The following is a 21,484-nucleotide window of genomic DNA, read 5'->3' on the forward strand; positions in this document are numbered from 1 at the left end:
CTCCGGTACCAACGGACAACCGTCCCAACGGGCTATGGCCGGTCGGGGCGAACCACTCCACACTGGGGTGCGTCATTAAAGGAAAGAACCACGACCGACCAGTAGTTGAGACCGGAGGCACACGATGTGCCCGCACCAGCCGCCCTGTCCCTCGCACGACGCACCCGACCGCGACGCCGCCCGGACGCTGGCCGCCCACCCCGAGCAGGGGTGGAGCCTGCTGTGCAACGGCGTCGTGCTCTTCGAGGACACCGGTGAGCTGCTGCCCGACGGGGAAGTCATCGCGCCGCACCGGCCGACGGACCTGCAGGCGCCGTCCGCCGCTTGAGCGGTCTCCACGGGGGACTAGTTCAAACGGGTGATCATCCTCGGGGGCAACGCTCACTCCGCCCTTGACCTCTGGGCCCGCCGGGCCCAGAGGCACCTACACGAGGCCCGTCCGAACCGGACGGGCCGTCCACTTCCTCAGCCACGGCTCCGCCGCCCGGCCGACCGCGGCGGGGTCCTTGTTCAGGTCGTGCCGCTCCCCCGGCAGGACGGTCACCTGCGCCGCGTCCGCCGCGTCCGGCACGCCGAACGGGTCGCGGCCGCCGTTGACGACGAGGACCTCCACGCCCGCCGACCGCAGCTCGTCAGCCCGCGTCCTCTCCGGGTTGCGGGGCGGGTGGAGCGGGAACGCCAGCGCGACCACGCCCACCGCTCCGGCCGCCCGCGCCGTCCGGCACGCGACCCGCGCGCCGTTGCTCCGGCCGCCCTGGACGAGCGGGACGTCCCCGAACCGGTCCCGCAGCTTCCCGACGATCTCCAGCCACGCCGCGTCCTGCCTGGCGGGCGAGCCGGGCGCGCGGCGGCCCGCGAGCCGGAACGGCTGCGTGACCCGCGCGACGGCGCCGCCGAGCCCGAGCGCGGCCTCCCGGACGGCGAGCAGGTCGGGCGCTTCCACGCTCCCGTTCGACCCGTGCGTCAGGACCAGCAGGAACGCCGGGTCGTCCACCTGGTCGAGCGTCACCTCGGCGGGCCCCTGCGCCGTCACGACCTCCATGCGCCCACCGTAACCGCCCCCATCGATGATCTTTGCGGCGGCCCGGCCGCATCGCCCGCCTCACCGAGGTGATCGCGGCACGCGCCGGCTAGCCCTCCGGCCAGTTCGCGACGGTCGTGCCCATCGCCATGCGGAGCCGCTCGGCGAAGCTCTCGTGCAGGAGCGGGCCCCACGGGTAGCCGCTCGGGACCCGGACCGCCTCGCCGAGCATCTCGTGGGTCTCGTCCGACCGGCGCTCGGCGTACCGGACGGCGAGCAGCGCGTACATGTGGTCGAGGGCGCCGAACGCCTCGCCGGTGAGCGTGGGGAGCGTCCCCTCCGACACGGCCTGCTCGACGACCGGCTCCCACCACAGGTCGGCGTCGCCGTCCTCCTCGCCGAAGTCGCGGCGGAGCCTCGCCCGCACCTGCGGCGCGATGCCTGCGTCGGCCAGCCCGCGCCGCCACACCTCGCCCGCCTCGCCGCCGCGTCCCCGCAGCGGCAGCGTCCGGGCCAGCAGTTCGGTGGCCAGCGGACCGGCCTCCGGGTCGGACGGCTCCTCCGCCAGCGCCGCACCGAACGCGCCGATCGCCTGGTCGAGGTAGGAGATGCCGAGCGCGACGGCGAGCCGCGCGTAGGCGTGGGGAGCCGCGTCGCGGTCGATCAGCCGGAGCCCGGCGGCCAGGATCCGCTGGGCCCGCGCCGGGTCGCCGCGCTCCAGCAGCCGTTGCGCCAGGTCGTGCGCCGCGAGCGGCCCGTACTCGGCGTCCCCCGTCCCGATCGCGGCCTCCCAGTGCTCCCGCGCGGCCTCGAAGTCGCCGGCGTCGTCGGCGATCCGGGCGAGGGCCAGGTGGGCGGGCGGCAGGTAGGCGGGGCTGCCGAAGTCGACCACCGCGCCCCAGGCGGGCGCCGCCCGCTCCGGATCGCCGGCCCGCTCGTGCGTGAGCGCGAGATGGTAGGCGGCGCGGGGCCCGTACTCGGGGTCGGCGGTGGCGATCGCGGCCCGGTCGGCCTCCCTGGCCCGCTCCACCTCCCCGGCGTCGTCGAGGACGACGGCGAGCCCGAGGGCCGCCTGCGCCCGGCAGGGCGTCTCGCCCATGGCGAGCACCTTCTCGAACAGCGCCGCCGCCGGCCCGGCCTCACCGTTCTCGGCGAGGTTCCGGGCCTCCTCGCACATCTGCGCCGGGTCGTCGGATACGGACGTCTCGTCCGGCAACTCGCTCATCGGCCTCTGCCCTCACCCGGGTTCCTCGGAGTCCGCACAGAGCCTAGCGACGCACCACCCCGCCGTCCCGCGACGACACCCCGAAACCCCCACCAAGATCACATATCCATCCTCCGGCCGGCTGCCGCCCGGCCCGCTCGCCGGCCTCGCGAGGCGCACGTCCGAGATCCCGGCCGGCGGCGCCCCGGCTCAGCCGGCCGCGGACCTCGGACCGCTCAGTCCTCGAAGGCCTCGGGGGGAGGGCAGGAGCAGACCAGGTTGCGGTCGCCGTAGGCCTGGTCGATGCGCCGGACCGGCGGCCAGTACTTGTTCTCGCGCAGCGACGGGACGGGGTAGGCGGCCTCGTCGCGGGTGTACGGGTGCTTCCAGTCGTCGGACACCAGGCAGGCGGCGGTGTGCGGGGCGTTCTTCAGCGGGTTGTCCTCGCGGTCGTAGGCTCCGTCGGCGACCCGCTGGATCTCCCGGCGGATCTCGATCATGGCGTCGCAGAAGCGGTCGAGTTCGGCGAGGTCCTCGGACTCCGTCGGCTCGATCATCAGGGTGCCGGCCACCGGGAACGACAGGGTCGGGGCGTGGAAGCCGTAGTCGATGAGGCGCTTGGCGACGTCCTCGGCGGTGATCCCCGTCTCCTTGGTGATCTTGCGGAGGTCGGCGATGCACTCGTGCGCGACGAGGCCGTTCCGGCCGGTGTAGAGGATCGGGTAGTGCGGGCCGAGCCGGGCGGCGAGGTAGTTGGCGCCGATGATGGCGCCCTCGGTGGCGGCGCGCAGGCCGTCCGGGCCCATCATCGCGATGTAGGCCCAGGAGATCGGCAGGATGCCCGCCGAACCCCACGGCGCCGCGGAGATCGGGCCGACGCCGGTGTCCGGGCCGGCCTCCGCGCGCAGCGGGTGGTTCGGCAGGAACGGGGCGAGGTGCTCGCGGACGCCGATCGGGCCGACGCCGGGGCCGCCGCCGCCGTGCGGGATGCAGAAGGTCTTGTGCAGGTTGAGATGCGAGACGTCCGAGCCGAACTCGCCCGGACGGGCCAGGCCGACGAGCGCGTTGAGGTTGGCGCCGTCGACGTAGACCTGGCCGCCCGCCTCGTGCACGGCCGCGCACACCTCGGTGATCGAGTCCTCGAAGACGCCGTGCGTCGAGGGGTAGGTCACCATGATCGCGGCGAGCCGGTCACCGTGCTCGGCGATCTTCGCGTGCAGGTCGTCCAGCGCGACGTTGCCGCCCTCGTCGCACTTGACGACGACGACGCGCATCCCCGCCATGACGGCGCTGGCGGCGTTGGTGCCGTGCGCGGACGACGGGATCAGGCAGACGTCGCGGTGCTCCTCCCCCCGGGACGCGTGGTAGCCGCGGATGGCGAGCAGGCCGGCCAGCTCGCCCTGCGAACCGGCGTTCGGCTGGACCGACACCTTCGCGTAGCCGGTGATCTCGGCGAGGGCGTCCTCCAGCTCGCCGATCAGCTCGACGTAGCCGGCGGCCTGGTCGAGCGGCGCGAACGGGTGGAGGTTCGCGAACTGCGGCCAGGTGATCGGCTCCATCTCGGCGGTGGCGTTCAGCTTCATCGTGCAGGAACCGAGCGGGATCATGGAGCGGTCGAGCGCGATGTCCCTGTCCTGGAGGCGGCGCAGGTAGCGCAGCATCGCGGTCTCGGAGCGGTGCGCGTGGAAGACCGGGTGGGTCAGGTAGGGGCTCTCGCGGCGCAGCCCGTCCGGGATCGCCTCGGCCGCGCCGGCGGCGGGCGCGGCGCCGAACGAGGCCAGGACGGCGGTGACGTGCTCGGGCAGCGTCGTCTCGTCGCAGGCGATGCCGACCCGGTCGGGGCCGTCCGGACGCAGGTTGACGCCGCGCTCGCGGGCCGCCGCGACGACCTCGGCGGCCCGGCCGGGCACGCGGGCGAGGACGGTGTCGAAGAAGGCGTCGTGCACGACCTCGATCCCGCCGGCGCGCAGCCCGGCGGCGATCTCGGCGGCCCTGCGGTGCGCGCGCTGCGCGATCGCGGCCAGCCCCTCGGGGCCGTGGTAGACCGCGTACATGCTCGCCATCACGGCAAGGAGGACCTGGGCCGTGCAGATGTTGCTGGTCGCCTTCTCGCGGCGGATGTGCTGCTCGCGGGTCTGCAGCGCGAGCCGGTAGGCGGTCTCGCCGTCCGCGTCGACGGACACGCCGACGAGACGTCCGGGAAGCTGGCGCTGGATGCCCTCGCCGACCGCCATGTAGCCGGCGTGCGGGCCGCCGAACCCGTAGGGGACGCCGAACCGCTGCGCGGACCCCACCGCGATGTCGGCGCCGGCCTCCCCCGGCGGGCGCAGCAGCGTCAGCGCGAGCAGGTCGGCGGCCACGACCGCCTTGGCGCCGCGCCCGTGCGCCTGCGCGATGACGGGCGCCAGGTCGCGGACGGCCCCGGACGCGCCCGGGTACTGCAGCAGCACGCCGAAGAAGTCGCCGTCCGGCAGCCCGCCGGACAGGTCGGCGGTGACCACCTCGATGCCGAGCGGGATCGCCCGCGTCCGGACGACCTCGATCGTCTGCGGGAGCGTGTCGGCGTCGACGAGGAACGTCCCCGGCTCCCTGCGCTTGGACACGCGGTGCGCGAGGGCCATCGCCTCGGCCGCGGCGGTCCCCTCGTCCAGCATGGACGCGTTCGCGACGGGCAGCCCGGTCAGGTCGCCGACCACGGTCTGGAAGTTCAGCAGGGCCTCCAGGCGCCCCTGGGAGATCTCGGGCTGGTAGGGCGTGTACGCGGTGTACCAGCCGGGGTTCTCCAGGACGTTCCGCAGGATCACGCCCGGGGTGATCGTCCCGTGGTAGCCGAGCCCGATCATGGACGTCAGCACGGTGTTGCGGGACGCCAACTCGCGGAGCCGGTCCAGCGCGGCGGTCTCGCTCAGGGCGGGCGGCAGGTCCAGGGGGCGGGCCGTGCGGATCGAGGCGGGGACCGCGGCGTCGATCAGCGCCTCGGCGCCGGAGTAGCCGATGGCGGCCAGCATCCGGGCCTGCTCGTGCGGGGCGGGGCCGATGTGCCGGTCGGCGAACGCCGAGCGCGGGTGCTGCGGCGAGGCCACGGGGGCGTAGAACTGGGCGGTCATGGAGAGCCTCCTGGCTGCTGCGGTCGCTCAGGGCCACCGCCGGCACGCGGGCCGGCGGCCGGTCTCCCCCTCTGTCATCGGCACCTGAGAGCTTCACCCGCGCGGCGGGATTTCCCCTTCGGTGAGCCGCCTTTCCCCGCGCGCGGGGTTCGACGCCTGCTTTCCAGAGGTGCCTCGCCCGAGCGGTCCTTTTGCCTGAGAGGTTCCGGGGAGGTTGCCCCTTCGGCGCCCCACGCTGGCGGCGTGGGATCTCTCCCGCACAGGGTCGACGGCATGTCCTGGGACGAACCCTACCCAAAGCCGGGTCCGGACGATCGTCCCGGCCCCGGCCCGCGCCCGGACACGGGACCGATCCGACGACGCCGGACCCGTACCGGCCGGTACGATGTGCTCACTCACCTGGGAGAAGACGACCTCGGGCCTTGGGGGCGCGGATGGGGCTGCGGGGGGTGCACGCGACCGGCCGGACGCCGGAAGGGCACTCGACGGCGCGCCGCCGGTTCTGGGACGCTGATCACGATGACGGATGGCCGGGGCGGCGGTACGGCGTGACACGGACCCACGACGGCACGGTGCGCCCGCGGCACCGCGCGGGCGGCGGCGTGCCCGTCGACGAGCCCGCCCAGCCGGACCGGATCCGCCGGCCGTCCGACGCGATCAGGTTCGCGGGCTCGGTGGTCGGGCTGGCCGCAGTGATGCTGCTGGTGTCGATCGCGCAGCAGACCACGCACGGCCTGGAGAACGACATCGCGGAGGGCACCGCGCACGCGCCCCGGATGCTGCTCACGCTGGCGACGCTGGTGTCGAGCTTCGGGGTGCTGGCCGTCCCCATCGCGTTCGCCGTCGAACGGCTGTTGCGCAAGGACGGGACGCGCGTCGCGATCGCCCTGCTGGCCGCCGTGATCGCGTTCGGGATCACGGTGGGGCTGGACGACCTGGTGGTGCGGGCCGCGCCCGGCGGCGTGCTGGACTCGCTGATCTGGGGCGGCACGGAGACCGCCCCCGTGCACACCGACATCGCCCCCGTGATCGCGTTCGTCAGCGCGGTCGGGATGGCGGGGCGCACCCGCTGGCAGGCCGCGACCTGGACCATGATCGGGCTGGCGGCGCTGACCGGGCTCACCGCGTCCTACGCCTCCGTCGCCGCGCTCGCGGCCACCTACTTCCTCGGCCGCGCCATCGGCCACGGCACCCTGTACGCCGTCGGCACGCCGAACCCGCGGCCGCCGGGGGCGGCGGTCGTCGCGGCGCTGGAACGCCTCGGGCTGCGGCCGCAGCGGGGCGCGCGGCTGGACGAGCCCGCCGACGACACCGAGGACGGCCGCCGCTACGGCGTCGTCCTCACCGCCCGCGCCGACGAGGGATACGGAGCCCGGATCCCGGCGGGACGGGGCGCGCACGGCGACTGGGACCTGGAGGTCCGGGTCCTGGACCGCGACCAGCAGACCGCCGGGCTGCTCTACCGGATCTGGCGGCTGCTGCGCGTGCGCGCCGCGACGACCGGGCGGACGCTGCGCTCGCTTCGCCGGTCCCTGGAGCAGGAGTCGCTGATGGCGTACGCGGTGGAGGCGGCGGGCGTCCGGACCCCCCGGCTGGCCGGGACCTGCGAGGTCGGCACGGAGGCGGCGCTGCTGGCCTACGAGCACGTGCCCGGCCGGCGGCTCGGCGACGTCCCCGACGACGAGATCACCGACGGGCTGCTGACCGACGTCTGGCGGCAGTTCCGGTCGTTGCAGGGCGGCCGGCTCGCACACCGGAGGCTGCAGGACGAGGCGCTGCTGATCGGCGAGGACGGTCTCGCCTACGTCGTCGACCTGCGCACCGGGGAGACGGCGGCGGGCGACCTGGCGCTCCGGCTCGACCTCGCGCAGCTCCTCACCACGCTGGCGCTGCGGACCGGGCCCGAGCGTGCGGTGCGGACCGCCGCGTCCGTGCTGGGCGAGGAGGCGCTGGGCGGCGCGGTGCCGCTGCTGCAGCGGGTCGCGCTGTCGCGGGCGACGCGGCAGGCGCTGCGCCGCGACCGGGAGCTGCTGACCCGCATCCGGGAGCAGATCGTCCGGCTGAAGCCGGAGGTCGAGGCGGCGCCGGCCAGGCTGGAACGGTTCCGCCCCCGGACGATCTTCAGCATGGTGGCGCTGTCGGTCGCCGCGTACATCGTCATCCCGCAGGTGACCAGCCTGGACGTCGGCTACCTGGTGGCCACGGCGAGCTGGCACTGGGTCGTCGCCGCCGTCGGCGCGGCGGCCCTGACCTTCGTCGCCGCCGCGTTCATGCTGATGGGGTTCGTCCCGGAACGGCTGCCGCTGGGGCGGACCGTCCTGGTGCAGGTCGCCGCGTCGTTCGTGAAGCTGGTGGCGCCCGCCGCGGTCGGCGGCGTCGCCGTCAACACCCGCTACCTGCAGCGCTCGGGGGTGCGTCCCACCCTGGCGGTGGCGAGCGTCGGCGCGTCCCAGCTGGTCGGGATGGTCACGCACATCCTGCTGCTGGTCCTGTTCGGGTTCCTGACGGGTTCGACGGCGAAGGCGACACAGGATCTGGCGCCGTCGCGCACGGTCGTGATCGCGGTGCTGGCGCTGGGCCTGGTGGCCGGGCTGGCGCTGACGGTCCCGCGCGTCCGCCGGGTCGTCACCGCGCGGCTGAAGAGCATGTTCTCGGGCGTGGTGCCCCGCCTGGTGGACGTCCTGCAGTCGCCGAAGAAGCTGTGCACCGGCATCGGCGGCACGCTCCTGCTGACGCTGGCGTTCGTGCTCTGCCTGGACGCGTCGATCCGCGCGTTCGGCGGGTCGCTGCCGTGGACGACGGTGGTGCTGGTGTTCCTCACCGCGAACGCGGTGGGGTCGGCGGCGCCGACGCCGGGCGGTCTCGGCGCGGTCGAGGGCGCGCTGACGCTCGCGTTGACGATCTCGGGGCTGTCCGCGGAGACGGCGACGTCCGCGGTCCTGCTCTACCGGCTGTTCACCCTGTGGCTGCCGGTTCTGCCCGGCTGGGGGGCGTTCACCTACCTGCAGCGCAAGAAGGCGCTCTGAACGTCAGCCGGTGCGGCGGGCCCGCCGCCGGTTGGCGAGCTCATCGTGGGGGTGGCCGGGAGGGTCCGTGGCGGCCCGCTCACCGGGGAGCTCCGCGAGGCTGCCCTCCACCTCCTGCCACACGCGCCCGAGCGCTATGCCGAACACGCCCTGCCCGCCCTGGAGCAGGTCGACGACCTCGTCCGCCGAGGTGCACTCGTAGACGCTGACGCCGTCGCTCATCAACGTGATCTGCGCGAGGTCCTGCACACCGCGATCACGCAGATGCGTCACGGCGGTGCGGATCTGCTGCAGCGAGACGCCCGTGTCCAGCAGCCGCTTCACGACCTTCAGCACGAGGATGTCGCGGAAGCTGTACAGCCGCTGGCTGCCCGACCCGTGCGCCGCGCGCACGCTCGGCTCGACCAGCTTCGTCCGCGCCCAGTAGTCGAGCTGCCGGTAGGTGATCCCCGCCGCGGCGCACGCCGTCGGGCCGCGGTAGCCGACATCCTCCGGCGGCGCGGACACCTGCGTGTCGAAGAGCAGGCCCTGCTCTCCGGCACGGCGGGACGCCACGTGCCTGTCGGGGGTCGCCTTGCCCTCGCCGCTGCTCACCGCCACGCGGACCTCCGGCTTCTATCACCCCGTGGCGCTTCGTCAAGGGGGTTTGACGAATTACACCACGGGTGTTCCACCAGCACGGTAGGTGCCGGTCAGGGTGTGGTCAACGTTCACCGTCGGCGCGTCGCATGCCCGGATGAACCGGCTTCACGTGGGCAAACTGCGCACCTCCGCCACCCACCGAGTCCTACCCCGCAGCCCGCCCGCCAAAAACCACCAGGTCCAGGACATGCGGCATCAATTTACAACCCATCCCGCATTCCGCCCCACCGTCCCGCCGCGACCTGCCACGAGACGGTGGCGAGCACGGGACACGCGAGATCGTGGAAGTGGCTTGCCACGACCATACGTCTCCCGGGCACCGGAACCTATCCGGCGCGGCCGAAGTCCTCCGGGGAGATCGTGTCGAGGAACTCGCGGAACTTCTCGACCTCGTCCTCCTGCTCGTCGGGGATGGCGACGCCGGCCTCTTCGAGGACGTCCTCGCTGGCGAAGATCGTGGCGCCGGTGCGCAGGGCCAGGGCGATGGAGTCGGACGGGCGGGCGCTGACCTCGACGCCGTTGGAGAAGACCAGGTCGGCGAAGAAGATGCCCTCGCGCAGGGCCGTGATGTTCACGGTGCGGAGCTGGACGCTGAGGGCGTCCAGGACGTCGCGGAACAGGTCGTGGGTGAGCGGCCGCGCGGGCAGCACCCCCTGCTGCGCGAAGGCGATCGCGGTCGCCTCGACCGCCCCGATCCAGATGGGCAGGTAGCGATCGCCCTCCGTCTCCTTCAACAGGACGATCGGCTGATTGGAGGGCATCTCGACCCGGACGCCGACGACCTCCATCTGCTTCACTGCGGCTCCCTGCTGGTTCTCGCTGTCTCGATCACCACGTGCAGCGGATCGATTCCTGACCGAACCATGTAGCCAACGTACACCCAGGCTCGGACAGCTCGTCGCGCCGCGGGTGCGGGAAAATCCTCCGCGGCGCCCATGATCAGTGGTCGAGGCTTTCGCGGAGACCCGCGCTGACCAGGGCGGAGTGGAGTCTGACCGACAGCGCGGCGATCTCCCGGGCGGTCTCGGCGGCCTCCTCGTGCGCGCCGCGGCTGCGGCGGCGCAGCTGCGGCGCGACCATCTGCTCGATCAGCCCGACCTGCCGGTCGGCGGCGGCCTTGACGGCGCGCAGGTGCCGGACCTCGAAGCCGAACTCGCCGAGCGCGGCGGCGATCCGGCAGATGCCGAGCGCCTCACCCTCGTAGTGCGAGCCCCTGCGGCGGACGAGGCCGTACTCCTCCAGGCGGGCGAGGAGCGCCTCGTCGATGCCGGCGCCGTCCAGCAGCTGGCGGCGGGTGAGCCGGACGGCGGGGTCGGCCGCGGTGGTGTCGGCGGCCACCAGCGTGCGGGGGCGGCGCCGCGGCGGCTCGGCGGCGCCGAGCGGCGGGACGTTCTCGCCCCGGTCCCGGGCCTCCAGGTGCTGCCTGATCACGCGCAGCGGCATGTAGTGGTCGCGCTGCGCGCACAGGACGAACCGGAGCCGCTCCACGTCGGCGGCGCCGAACTTGCGGTACCCGGAGGGGCTGCGCTGCGGCTCGACCAGGCCCTCGGACTCCAGGAACCTGATCTTGGAGATGGTGACGTCGGGGAACTCGGGCCGCAACTGCCCGAGCACGTCCCCGATCGTCATCAGGGGCCGGGCCGGCTCCGCGCTCAACGCCCCTCCCGCCCCCGTCAGCCGTGCGCCGGGTTGGTCAGGAACACCAGCCGGAACTTGCCGATCTGCACCTCGTCGCCGCCGGACAGGCCGGCCTGGTCGATCCGCTGCCGGTTGACGTAGGTGCCGTTGAGGCTGCCGACGTCGCGGACGGAGAAGGTGCCGCCCTGGCGGGCGAACTCGGCGTGCCGGCGGGACACGGTGACGTCGTCCAGGAAGATGTCGCTCTCGGGGTGCCGCCCGGCGGACGTGCGGTCCTTGTCGAGGAGGAAGCGGCTGCCCGCGTTCGGGCCGCGCTTGACGACGAGCAGCGCGGTGCCCGGGGGCAGCGCCTCCATCGCCATCTGGTCGGGACCCGCAGGCTCCTCGGCGCCCGTGTCGGTGTCCAGTGCCTCGAACCCGCCGATGGAGATCGTGGACGTGGACTCGCCGGGCGACTCGCGGTACGGCGGCGGCGCGGACGAACTCCGGGTCAGCGGAGTGCCGCAGTTCGAGCAGAAGCGGGCATCATCCGGGTTGGCGTGACCGCACTGCGTGCAGTAGACGCTCGGCATCGATCGGCTCGGCCTCCTACCATCGGCGTGCCGCACGCGGACGCCCCGCCGCAGCGGGAGCCGCCTGCGCCACGCGCATCCTTCACCCAACCCCACGCCGGGGACCCGCCCCCGGCCACGGTCCAACTCACCGCCCGCTTTCACGACGGTCGCCGCAACTTACGCGGGTATCACCCGAGGGGTCAACTGGAACGGCGAGCCGGCTGGACCAAACTACATTCGCCGATGATCGCAGGTCTACGCCGCCGCGCGGACCGCCGCGATCCGCGGCACAGGAGCCGGTCGCCCGGTTCACCGTTCCCCCCGTTCCCTCTAGGGAGACCGTACCGCGCCGACGGTCACTTTCGCGCGCGGGGTGATCAGGACGGTCGCCCCCGCGCCCCGCAGCGTCCTGACGAGGCCGCCGGGGATGTTGAGCGCGGTGGTCATCGTGTGCGCGTCGCCGATGGCCAGGAACCGGTACGGGGCCGACAGGGGCCGCCCGTCGACCCGGACGCCGTCCCGGTCGTCCAGGAAGTAGGTGTCGACGCCGACGCGAACATCGTTGACCTGGACGACCTCGGCGCCCGCGTCGCGGAGCTCCTGCAGGGCGTCCAGGAGGTTGATCGCCTTGACGCCGTCCCTGGGGTCGCCGATCAGCATTTCGATGCCGGGGCCCTCGGCGGGGAGCGTCCCGGCGAGCAGGCCGTAGGTGGTCGCTCGTTCCCGCGCGTCCTCCAGGGCGGTGCCGCCCTCGGCGTCCCGCTCCAGCCGGCTCCTGGTGGCCTCCAGGTTGCGCAGGTCGGTCCGCAGCCGCTCGGACCGCTGGCCCAGATCGGCCAGGATCCCGACGAGCTCGTCCTGCCGCGCGGTGGCGAACGTGGTGTCCCGCTTCGTCGACTGGACCTGCACGGCGACCGCGAAGCCGAGCACGAGGCACAGCAGGCCGCCGGCGAGCTGGCCGGCGCCGGCACGCGGGCGCAGCAGCCCGAGGAGCGCGCGCAGCCCCGCCGGGCGCTCCTCCTCGCGCTCGTCGCCGGTCACGCGCCGAACAGCTTCCGCCGGATTCCGGCCACGTTGGAGAAGATCCGGATGCCGAGCACGACCACGACGCCGGTGGACAGCTGCGACCCGACGCCGAGCTGGTCGCCGAGCAGGACGATCAGCGCGGCGATGACGGTGTTGCCGACGAAGGAGACCACGAAGACCTTCTCGTCGAAGATTCCCTCCAGCCGGGCCCGGACGCCGCCGAACATGGCGTCGAGCGCCGCCACGATCGCGATCGGCAGGTAGGGCTGGAGCCAGAGCGGCACGTCCGGCTGCAGCATGAGGCCCAGCGCCACGCCGATGACGAGGCCGATCAGCGCGATCACCCTCGGGTCACCTCCCCGCTCGTCGGCCGTCCGGCCGCCTGCTCGTTTGACCGCCCGCTCATTGCCGCCTGCTCATTGACCGGCTACTCACTGGCCGTCCGCTCACTGGCCGTCCGCTCACTGGCCGTCCGCTCACTGGCCGTCCTCCTGGCGGGGGACCGCGTAGCGCAGGCCGTGTGCGCCCGCTGCGGGCAGCCGCGCCCTGGCCGAGCGCCGCACGTCGTACCGGATCCCGAACCGCTCGCGCAGCGCGGTGAGCCGCCGGTCGGCGGCCGAGCCTGCGAGGGCGTCCCGCAGGCGGTCCGGGTCGCCGAGCGCCGTGACCGCGTAGGGGCCGTTCAGCGGCCGGTAGTCGACCATGATCGCCTCGCCGGCCGTGCGGATCGCGGTGGTCGGCGCGAGCCGCTGCCCGTTGACGCCGATGGCCGCGGCGCCCGCCGCCCAGAGCCCGTTCACCAGGACCTGGAGGTCCTGATCATAGACCCGGCCGCCCTCGGCGGCGGGTCCGCCGGGGCGCGGGGCGTCGGCGAGCGTGACCACGATCCCGGCGCCGGCGGCCGGCAGGGCGGCCGCGGCCGCGGCGGCCCGGGCCAGCCCCTGCCGGACGCGGCGCCCCTCGTCGCTGCGGGCGAGCGCACCGGCCCGGCGCCGTTCGGTGTCGGACCGCAGCCGGTCGAGGCGGCGCTGGAGGCCGTCCGTCTCGGCGGTGCGGGCGTCGATCTCCTCGATCAGCCGGGACCGCTGCCCGGCCGCCACGGGCTCGGCGCGGCGGGCCTGCGACCCGGCGACGGCGATCAGCGTCCCGGCGAGGAGGAGGACGAGCAGGACGCCCGCGCCCCGGAGCCGCCCGCGCGGGGACGCGGCCTCACCGGCGGCGGCGCGGCGCGCCGCGGCCTCGGCGTAGCCGTGGTCGAGGAGCTTCCCGGCGAACAGGTCGGCGAGCAGCGACATCGAGGCGTCGGGCCGCCGCCATCCGGGCGGACGGCGGCGGTCACCGGGGTCGTCCCGTCGTGCGATCACCGCTCCATCATGGCAAGTCCCGGCCGCGCGGCCCGTCGCGGTGTGGTCGCGGTGCCGCCGCGGGTTCCCGTCGCGGCGTTCCCGTCAGGCGGTTCGCTTCAGGCGGTGGCCGGACGGTAAAGGCCGATCTGGAGGGCGAGCGCGGCGAGGACCGAGCCCATGAGGTAGCGCTGGGCGCGCTGCCAGCCGGGCCGGCGCGCCAGGAAGGCGGCGATCGCGCCGGCGCCGAGCACGAGGAGGAGGTTGACGGTGAGCGCGATGGCGATCTGGAGAAGGCCGAGCAGCAGGATCTGGGCGGCCATGCTCCCGCGTTCCGGGTCGGCGAACTGCGGCAGCAGCGACACGTACAGGATCGCGATCTTCGGGTTGAGCAGGTTGGTGACCAGGCCCATCGTGAAGAGGCGGCGCGGCGGGTCGGCGGGCAGCTCCCTCGGCGCGAACGCGGTCGTCCCGCCCGGCCGCAGCGCCTGCCAGGCCAGCCAGAGCAGGTAGGCCGCGCCGCCCACCTTGATCACCATGTAGAGGGCCGGGACGAGGGTGAAGACGGCGGTGAGGCCGGCGGTGGCGGCGGCGACGTAGACGAGGAATCCGGCGGCGACCCCGCCGAGCGAGACGAGCCCGGCGCGGCGGCCCTGCGTCACCGACCGCGACACCAGATAGACCATGTTGGGGCCGGGGGTGAGGACGAGCCCGAGGGCGAAGGCGGCGACGGCCGCGGCGGCGGTCAGCGAGATCATTGCACTCCCAGATCGAGGGAATTCGATGCTAGAGCTCCACGACTTCTCGGTGCAATAATCCGAATTGCACTCGGTGCAATTGGAGGGACGCATGGAGGACTTCCGCCGGATCGCGGACGAGGTGGCCGCCGGCATCGCGGCGGGACGGCTGCGGCCTGGCGACCGGCTGCCGCCGCAGCGCGCCTTCGCCCGCGAGCACGGCATCGCCGCCTCCACGGCGAGCCGCGTGTATCGGGAGCTGGGGAGACGCGGTCTCGTGGCCGGCGAGGTCGGGCGCGGCACCTTCGTCCGCGCGGCCGGGCCCGCGCCCGCTCCCGCGCTCGCGGAGCCGGCCGGGGCGCGCGTCGACCTGGAGCTGAGCCAGCCGCTCGTCCCGGAGCAGAACGCGCTGCTGGCCGCCGGGGTGGCGCGGCTGCTGCGTCCGGACGTCCTGGACGCGGCGCTCGGGCCGGTGGGCGTCGCGGGGACCGCCGCCGCCCGGGAGGCCGCGGCGGCGCTGCTGGCCGCGCCCGGCCTGCGCCCCGACCCGTCCCGGGTGCTGTTCGCGGGCAACGGCCGGCAGGCGATCGCGGGCGCCGTGGCGGCGCTCGTCCCGCCGGGCGGGCGGCTCGCCGTCGAGGCGCTGACCTACCCGGTGATCAAGGGCGTCGCGGCCCGGCTCGGCGTCACCCTCGTCCCGGTCGCGGCCGACGAGCACGGCCTGCGCCCCGACGCCCTCGCCGACGCGCACCGCGTCTCCCCCCTCGGCGCGCTCTACCTCCAGCCGACGCTGCACAACCCCAGCGGGACGACGATGCCGTGGCGGCGCCGCGCCGAGATCGCCGCGCTGCTGGAACGGCTCGGCCTCAACGCGATCGAGGACCGCGTCTGGGCGTTCCTCCAGGAGGACGGGCCGCAGCCGCTCGCGAGCCTGGCCGCGCGGCGCACCGTGCTCGTCGACAGCCTGTCCAAGCGCCTCGCGCCCGGCCTGACCCTCGGGTTCGCCGTCCCGCCCGCCGAACTGTCCGGGCGCGTCGCCGCCGCGCTGCGCTCGGGCGCCTGGGGCCCGACGCGCTTCGCGCTGGAGGCGGCCACCGGCTGGATCACCGACGGGACCCTCGACGCGGTCACCCGCGCCAAACGCGCGGACGCCGCGGCACGGTGGCGGATCGCCGCCGAACGCCTCGCGAGCGCCGGCGTCCGGTCCGGGCCGTGCTCGTACTTCTGCTGGTGGGATCTGCCGCCGCAGTGGCGCGCGGAGACGTTCGTGGCGGCGGCCGCGCGCCGCGGGATCGCCGTCACCCCCGCCGCCGCCTTCGTCGCCGGGACGGGCGCCGCCCCCCGCGCGGTCCGCGTCGGGCTCGCCTCACCGCCCCTGGAGACGCTGTCGCGCGCCCTGGACGTCCTCGCGGAGATCGCGGCCGGCACCCCCGACGACCTCCCCGTCGACTGACCGGGAGCACCGGTCCGGCGGCGGTGCGGCGGTCAGGAGCCCGCGCGCTCGACCACGATCGCCCATTCCTCCAGGAGCGCCTGGGCGGCGTCGGCGTCGGGGCCCTCGGCCCACAGGTGGGTGACGGCCTCCGCCGGATCGGGGAGGACGAGCACCCAGCGGCCGTCCTCCTCCACCACGCGGACGCCGTCGGTGGTGTCGATCGTGCGGCCCGCGGCGGCCTCCACGACGTGGCGCATCACGCTGCCCTTGGCGGCCCACGGCGTCGGGACGGAACGGCGCAGCAGGTGCGCGTCGGGGATGCGGCGGTCGATCTGGGACAGCGTCAGCCGCGTCCGCGCGACGAGCCCGACGAGCCGGACGAACGCCGCGATCCCGTCGACCGTCCCGCTGAACTCGGGCATCAGGAAGCCGCCGCGGCCGTCCCCCGCGAAGATCACGCTGGGCTGCGCGGCGGCCTTGGTGAGGACGTCCTGCGACGTGGACGTCCACTCGACCTGCACGCCGTGGAAGCGGCACACCTGCTCGGCGACCCGCGTCGTCGTCACCGGCAGCGCCACCTTGCCGCCGCGCCGCTCGGCCGCGACCAGGTCGAGCATCACCAGCAGGGCGCGGTCGTCGCCGACCAGCTCGCCGTTCTCGTCCACCAGGGAGATCCGCTCCCCCACCGGGTCGAAGCGGACGCCGAACGCGGCCCGCGAGGAGGAGACGAGGTCGCCGAGCCGCTCCAGGTCGCGCATCCGCTCGGCGAGCGTCTCGGTCGGGTTGGCCTCGTCCAGCCCGGCGTTGCGGGTGAGGACCTCCACCCCGACCTTGCCGAGCAGGTTCGGCAGGACGAGCGAGGCGACGCCGCCCGCGCAGTCCAGGACGATCTTCAGCCCGGCCTCGCGGACGCCGCGGATGTCGACCCGGCGCAGCAGGTCGCGGGTGTAGGTCTCCACGACGCGCGGCGGGTAGGTCAGCTCGGCGATCTCGCCGGGGAACGCGCGGCGGTACTCCTGGCGGCCGAAGACGCGCTCCAGCTTGCGCTGCGCGGCCTGGGACAGGTCGGCGCCGCCCGCGTCGAGGAACAGGATGTCGACACCCTGCGGGTCGCCGAGCGTGGTGCGGATGTAGATGCCGCCGACGGCGTCCTCGCGGCCGGTCTCGAACCGGGCGACGGTCAGCGGGGTCGCCTCCAGGTCGGTGACGTTGATGGCGCCGGCGGTCAGCGCGCTGTTCACGGCGCGCTTCAGGGTGCGGGCCGCGCGGGAGACGTCCCGGCCGGTGACGACCGTCGTGCCCTTCTTCAGCGTCGTCGCGTAGGCGCTCGCGAGCCGCACCGCCAGCTCCGGTGTGATCTCCACGTTGACCAGCCCGGACACCCCGCGCGGCCCGAACAGGTTGCGCTGCCCGCGCGACTCCCAGATCACGCTGGTGTTGACGACCGCGCCTGCCTCGATGGTCTTGAACGGGTAGACCTTCACGCCACTGGAGACGTACGCCTCCGCTTCGATGACGCACTCGTCCCCGATGACCGCGCCCTCCTCGACGCGCGCGCCGGCCATGATGTCGGTGTTCTTGCCGACGACGCAGCCGCGCAGGTTCGTGGACGGCGCGACGAACACGTTGTCGTGGACGATGGCCCGGTGCAGGAACGCGCCCTCCTTCACGACGACGTTGCTGCCGAGGACGGTGTACTCGCGCAGTTCGACGCCCGCCTCGACCTTCGCGTAGTCGCCGATGTAGAGCGGGCCCTTGAGGACGGCCTCGGCGTCCACCTCGGCGCCTTCGGCGACCCAGACGCCCGGCGACATCTCGAAGCCGTCCAGATCGATGCCGACCTGGCCCGACAGCATGTCGGCCTGGGCTTTGAGGTAGTTCTCGTGGGTGCCGACGTCCTCCCAGTAGCAGTCGGCGACGTACCCGAACAGGCGGGCGCCTTCGGCGAGGAGTTTCGGGAACACGTCCCCGGACCAGTCGACCGACTCGCCCTCGGCGACGTGTTCGAGGACCTCGGGCTCCATCACGTAGATGCCGGTGTTGACGGTGTCGGAGAACACCTGCCCCCAGGTGGGCTTCTCCAGGAACCGCTGCACGCGGCCCTTGTCGTCCACGATGATGATGCCGAATTCGAGAGGGTTCGGGACCCGCTTCAGCCCGATGGTGACGAGCGCGTCGTTCTCCTCGTGGAACCGCACCATGTCGGTCAGGTCGATGTCGGTGAGCGCGTCTCCCGAGATCACGAGGAACCGGTCGTCGCGCAGCGCCTCCTCGGCGTTCTTGACGCTGCCGGCGGTGCCGAGCGGGATCTCCTCGGTGGCGTAGCTCAGCGACATGCCGAGCTCCTCGCCGTCGCCGAAGTAGTTGCGGATCAGCGCGGCCAGGAACTGGACGGTGACGACGGTCTCGGTGAACCCGTGCCGTTTCAGCAGCCGGAGCACGTGCTCCATGATCGGCCGGTTGACGAGCGGCAGCAGCGGCTTGGGCTGGTTGGCGGTCATCGGACGCAGCCGCGTCCCCTCGCCTCCCGCCATCACGACGGCCTTCATCGGGGGGTCTCAGCTCCCTTCTGGTCGCCGGCCGGCGGTTCCGCGCCCGGATCGCCCCGATCACCCGGATCGCTCCGGCCCCCCCGATCGTCCGGTCCGACCCGATGATGTGGATCTGGCGCGGGGTCCGGCCCCGGATCCGCTCCGGAGGCCGGGGGCGAGCCGCGGCCGGCCAGCACCAGTTGCCGCGTCTGCGCCCAGTAGAGGACGGCCGCCCACCAGTACAGGCCCGTCCCCCAGATGGCGAAGGACCATCCGGTGACCTTCGCCGCGGTCGCCGCGCCGCCGCCATGGTCGCCCAGCAGCAGCAGCGGGAAGGCGTACAGCAGGCACATGGTGCCCGCCTTGCCGATGAAATGGACGGGAAGCGTGCCGCCGTACCCGAGCCGCCGCACGATCGGCGCGATCGGCAGGATCGCGAACTCCCGGGCGACCAGCAGGACCACCAGCCACAGCGGGATGATGTCGCGGATGGTGAGCCCGACGAGCGTGGCGAGGATGTAGAGCCGGTCGGCGGCCGGGTCGAGCACCGTCCCGAGCTTGCTGGTCTGGTCCAGCGCGCGCGCCAGCTTGCCGTCCAGCCAGTCGGACAGGCCGGCGAACACCAGCAGGCCGAGCGCCCACCAGTCCGCCTCGACGAGGACGAGCCACAGGAACAGCGGGACGCCCACCAGCCGCGCCATGCTCAGGATGTTCGGCACCGTGAGGATCCGGTCCTGCGGGGCCTCCTGCAGTGTGCTCACCGACGTGTTCGCCTCCCCTGGGTCCCCTTGATCCTGACCCTACCGGTAAGGGTTTGAAAGCCCCCGATAGCGTCCATCCATGCGATGGACGGTGCACGGGGAGAGGTCGGTCTACGACAGCCCCTGGATGGACGTGCGGCTGGCCGATGTCGAACTCCCGGACGGGCGCCGGTTCGACCATCATCTCCTGCGGCTGCGGCCCGCGGCGGGCGTGGCGGCGGTCGACGGGGACCGCCGGGTGCTGCTCATCTGGCGGCACCGGTTCATCGTCGACCGGTGGGGTTGGGAGATTCCCGGCGGACGGGTCGAGCCGGGCGAAGACCCCGGCGAGGCGGCCGCGCGGGAGCTGGTCGAGGAGACCGGGTACCGCGCGGGGCCCCTCCGGCATCTGCTCGACGTCCGGCCCTCACCCGGCGTTCACGATGGCGTTCATCACATCTACCGGGCGGGCGGCGCCGAGCGGATCGGCGAGCCGACCGACGTGGAGGCCGAGCGGATCGAGTGGGTTCCGCTGGCGTCGGTCCCCGCCCTCGCCGCGCGCGGGGAGATCGGCTCTGCGTCCTCGTTGTCGGGCCTGCTCTATCTCCTCAACGCGGGCTGACGGCGTCCGCGAACGGGAGGACGGCGGTGACGACGAACCCGCCGCTCTCCCCCGGGCCCGCGTCCAGCGTGCCGCCGACGCTGCGCGCCCGCTCGATCATCCCGAGGATCCCGAACCCCTCGGGGGCGTCGCCGGACGGCCCGCGCCCGTCGTCGGCGACCCGCACGACGAGCCCGCCGCCGTCCCGCCCGAGGCGCACCGACACGCGCTTCGCCGCGGCGTGCTTGACAACGTTGGTCAGGGCCTCCTGGACGATCCGGTACGCGGCGACGCCGATCTCCGGCGGCAGCGTCCCGAGGCCGCCCTCCGACAGGTCCACCTCCAGCCCGCCGCCGCGCGCGGCGGCCACGAGGTCGCCGATGCCGTCCGGGCCGGGCAGCGCCCCGGGCGCCTCCGCGCCGGTGCCGCGCAGCACCTGCAGGGTGCCGTGCAGCTCTGTCCGGGCGTCCCGGCACGTGCCCGCGATCGAGGCGAGCGCGTCGGCGAGCTCCGCCCGGTCGAGCGGCCGTTCGCCGCGCACCAGATGGGCCGCGGCGCCCGCCTGCACGCCGATCAGCGTGATGCTGTGCGCGAGGAGGTCGTGCAGGTCACGGGCGATCCGCAGCCGCTCCTCGGCGACCCGCCGCCGCGCCTCCTCCTCGCGCGTGCGCTCGGCCCGCTCGGCCCGCTCGGTGATCGTCGCGAGGCGCGCCCGGTGCACCCGCCACACCAGGACGGCGATCACGACGGCCACCACGGCCTCGATGACGGCGATCTGCTCGCGGACCGAGCTGCCGCCCGCCCGCATCGCCATGCCGATCACGCACACGGCCAGCAGGAACGCGGCGGCGCCGAGGACGATCCGCACCCGGCGCCCGAGGACCGCGTAGGCGAACAGCGCGATCACCTCGGCGGGCACCAGCGCGTGGTGCTGGTACTGCGCCAGGTGGTAGGGCAGCACGACGACGACCAGGGCCGCCAGCCCCGGCGCCGGCCACCGCCGGATCACCGCGAGCGGCACGTGCGCCGCGACCAGCAGCACGAGCCCGGCGGCGTCCAGGTCGCGGACGCCGGGCCACATCACCGCCACCAGCGCCGCGATCACCGCCAGCAGCGCCGCGTGCAGGGCGTCCTTCGCCGTCACACCGATCCGGGGCACCGTCACCACCCGCCCATCCTCCCCGAAGCCCGCGATCACCGCACACCACCCCCGCACCGGGTGGCGCCGGAAGAGCGGCGGCCCCGGCGGGCCGCCGCTAGGCGCCGGGCTCGCCGGGCAGGATCGGCTTCACGTCCAGGACCGGGGTGTTGTCCAAGGCCTCCAGACCGCGGACGCGGACGCGGCGGCCGGCGACCTCCAGGATCTCCACCGGGTGGAGCCCGATCGGGTTCGGGCGGTCCGGCGAGCGGGTCGCGAACACTCCGCGCAGCGGGGTGGACTGATCGTCGCGCGGATGGACGCGCAGGACGTCGCGGGGCGACAGGTGCAGCCAGGTCAGCACGAAGACCCGGTCGCCCGGACGGAGGCCGTCCAGCGCCGGGACGACCACCGGTTCGAAGATCAGCCACGCCTCCGGCGCGCCCTCCGTCCCCTGCTTGGGCGCGGACGCCCGGTCGGTCAGCGTGGACGACACGTGGCCGACCGGGGTGAGCGTGAACTCCTGGTGAGAGTCGGGCATGTCCCGATCATCTCAGGCCGCCGCGCGGGCGCGCTCCGCCCCGGCGCCCGAGGGGATTCCGCAGGTCGGCGCGGGCCCGCTCCGGCGAGGCGGGTAGCCCCGGGGAGGGCCCGGATGCCCGCCGCGGCTACTATCGAAGGACCGTTCCAAAGCCGCGGATCCCCCCGAATCACCCGCAGGCCCGTACCCGCCGGGAAGGA

At 74.1% G+C, this 21,484-nt stretch carries 19 protein-coding genes and 2 riboswitches; of the genes, 4 read left to right on the top strand and 15 right to left on the bottom strand.

The window, feature by feature from the left end; all coding sequences use genetic code 11:
• The first annotated feature begins 124 nt into the window (after positions 1-124).
• A complete protein-coding gene (locus tag SM418_RS28275; protein ID WP_371944034.1) occupies positions 125-328 on the top strand; it encodes a DUF5999 family protein in 204 nt (67 codons plus the stop codon).
• A gap of 96 nt (positions 329-424) precedes the next feature.
• Here the strand turns inward: SM418_RS28275 and SM418_RS28280 are convergent, their stop codons facing one another.
• The 3 genes from SM418_RS28280 to gcvP form a co-directional block, all read right to left on the bottom strand.
• A complete protein-coding gene (locus SM418_RS28280; protein ID WP_371944033.1) occupies positions 425-1,042 on the bottom strand; it encodes an alpha/beta hydrolase family protein in 618 nt (205 codons plus the stop codon).
• Positions 1,043-1,130: 88 nt separating this feature from the next.
• The gene (locus SM418_RS28285; RefSeq protein WP_371944032.1) at positions 1,131-2,246 is read right to left on the bottom strand and encodes a tetratricopeptide repeat protein; all 1,116 of its coding nucleotides are present in this window, start codon (positions 2,244-2,246) and stop codon (positions 1,131-1,133) included.
• 215 nt (positions 2,247-2,461) lie between these two features.
• Positions 2,462-5,332 carry an aminomethyl-transferring glycine dehydrogenase gene (gene gcvP, locus SM418_RS28290; protein ID WP_371944031.1) on the bottom strand — a complete coding sequence of 957 codons (2,871 nt, stop codon included), beginning with the start codon at positions 5,330-5,332 and terminating at the stop codon, positions 2,462-2,464.
• 61 nt (positions 5,333-5,393) lie between these two features.
• A riboswitch (glycine riboswitch) is annotated at positions 5,394-5,505 on the bottom strand.
• Positions 5,506-5,600: riboswitch (glycine riboswitch) on the bottom strand.
• A 280-nt stretch (positions 5,601-5,880) separates the two neighbouring features.
• Between gcvP and SM418_RS28295 the strand changes: the two genes are divergently transcribed.
• On the top strand, positions 5,881-8,358 hold the full coding sequence (locus SM418_RS28295) for a lysylphosphatidylglycerol synthase transmembrane domain-containing protein (protein ID WP_371944030.1): 2,478 nt from the start codon (positions 5,881-5,883) through the stop codon (positions 8,356-8,358).
• Between the two features lie 3 nt (positions 8,359-8,361).
• Here the strand turns inward: SM418_RS28295 and SM418_RS28300 are convergent, their stop codons facing one another.
• From SM418_RS28300 to SM418_RS28335, 8 genes are all read right to left on the bottom strand, one after another.
• Positions 8,362-8,958: a MerR family transcriptional regulator gene (locus SM418_RS28300; protein ID WP_371944029.1), complete on the bottom strand. Its 597-nt coding sequence runs from the start codon at positions 8,956-8,958 to the stop codon at positions 8,362-8,364.
• 368 nt (positions 8,959-9,326) lie between these two features.
• On the bottom strand, positions 9,327-9,797 hold the full coding sequence (locus SM418_RS28305; RefSeq protein ID WP_067886188.1) for a bifunctional nuclease family protein: 471 nt from the start codon (positions 9,795-9,797) through the stop codon (positions 9,327-9,329).
• 142 nt (positions 9,798-9,939) lie between these two features.
• On the bottom strand, positions 9,940-10,656 hold the full coding sequence (gene ftsR / locus SM418_RS28310; protein ID WP_371944028.1) for a transcriptional regulator FtsR: 717 nt from the start codon (positions 10,654-10,656) through the stop codon (positions 9,940-9,942).
• Between the two features lie 17 nt (positions 10,657-10,673).
• Complete coding sequence (locus SM418_RS28315) at positions 10,674-11,210, bottom strand: FHA domain-containing protein (protein ID WP_371944027.1); 537 nt, start codon at positions 11,208-11,210, stop codon at positions 10,674-10,676.
• Between the two features lie 312 nt (positions 11,211-11,522).
• A complete protein-coding gene (locus SM418_RS28320; protein ID WP_371944026.1) occupies positions 11,523-12,233 on the bottom strand; it encodes a DUF881 domain-containing protein in 711 nt (236 codons plus the stop codon).
• Positions 12,230-12,562 (bottom strand): small basic family protein, encoded by a 333-nt coding sequence (locus tag SM418_RS28325; RefSeq protein ID WP_371944025.1) that lies wholly within the window; start codon positions 12,560-12,562, stop codon positions 12,230-12,232. Before SM418_RS28325 ends, SM418_RS28320 begins: the two co-directional genes overlap by 4 nt.
• A 132-nt stretch (positions 12,563-12,694) precedes the next feature.
• The gene (locus SM418_RS28330) at positions 12,695-13,582 is read right to left on the bottom strand and encodes a DUF881 domain-containing protein (RefSeq protein ID WP_371944024.1); all 888 of its coding nucleotides are present in this window, start codon (positions 13,580-13,582) and stop codon (positions 12,695-12,697) included.
• Between the two features lie 98 nt (positions 13,583-13,680).
• Positions 13,681-14,319 (bottom strand): LysE family translocator, encoded by a 639-nt coding sequence (locus SM418_RS28335; protein WP_371944023.1) that lies wholly within the window; start codon positions 14,317-14,319, stop codon positions 13,681-13,683.
• Between the two features lie 91 nt (positions 14,320-14,410).
• Between SM418_RS28335 and SM418_RS28340 the strand changes: the two genes are divergently transcribed.
• Positions 14,411-15,751 carry an aminotransferase-like domain-containing protein gene (locus tag SM418_RS28340; protein WP_371944022.1) on the top strand — a complete coding sequence of 447 codons (1,341 nt, stop codon included), beginning with the start codon at positions 14,411-14,413 and terminating at the stop codon, positions 15,749-15,751.
• A gap of 32 nt (positions 15,752-15,783) precedes the next feature.
• On the opposite strand, the gene SM418_RS28345 is transcribed toward SM418_RS28340, so the two are convergent.
• Both SM418_RS28345 and SM418_RS28350 read right to left on the bottom strand, forming a co-directional pair.
• Complete coding sequence (locus tag SM418_RS28345) at positions 15,784-18,282, bottom strand: sugar phosphate nucleotidyltransferase (RefSeq protein ID WP_371944021.1); 2,499 nt, start codon at positions 18,280-18,282, stop codon at positions 15,784-15,786.
• A complete protein-coding gene (locus tag SM418_RS28350; protein WP_371944119.1) occupies positions 18,279-18,965 on the bottom strand; it encodes a CDP-alcohol phosphatidyltransferase family protein in 687 nt (228 codons plus the stop codon). The genes SM418_RS28345 and SM418_RS28350 overlap by 4 nt, the downstream gene beginning before the upstream one ends.
• A gap of 139 nt (positions 18,966-19,104) precedes the next feature.
• Here SM418_RS28350 and SM418_RS28355 point away from each other — a divergent pair, with 139 nt between their 5' ends.
• The gene (locus SM418_RS28355) at positions 19,105-19,626 is read left to right on the top strand and encodes an NUDIX hydrolase (RefSeq protein WP_371944020.1); all 522 of its coding nucleotides are present in this window, start codon (positions 19,105-19,107) and stop codon (positions 19,624-19,626) included.
• On the opposite strand, the gene SM418_RS28360 is transcribed toward SM418_RS28355, so the two are convergent.
• Positions 19,613-20,773 (bottom strand): sensor histidine kinase, encoded by a 1,161-nt coding sequence (locus SM418_RS28360; RefSeq protein WP_371944019.1) that lies wholly within the window; start codon positions 20,771-20,773, stop codon positions 19,613-19,615. The two genes, SM418_RS28355 and SM418_RS28360, sit on opposite strands and share 14 nt — an antisense overlap.
• A gap of 88 nt (positions 20,774-20,861) precedes the next feature.
• Positions 20,862-21,284 carry a tRNA (N6-threonylcarbamoyladenosine(37)-N6)-methyltransferase TrmO gene (gene tsaA / locus SM418_RS28365; RefSeq protein ID WP_371944018.1) on the bottom strand — a complete coding sequence of 141 codons (423 nt, stop codon included), beginning with the start codon at positions 21,282-21,284 and terminating at the stop codon, positions 20,862-20,864.
• Between the last annotated feature and the right edge of the window lie 200 nt (positions 21,285-21,484).

The organism is Actinomadura chokoriensis (genome assembly GCF_041463665.1).
Classification (GTDB): Bacteria; Actinomycetota; Actinomycetes; order Streptosporangiales; family Streptosporangiaceae; genus Spirillospora; species Spirillospora chokoriensis_A.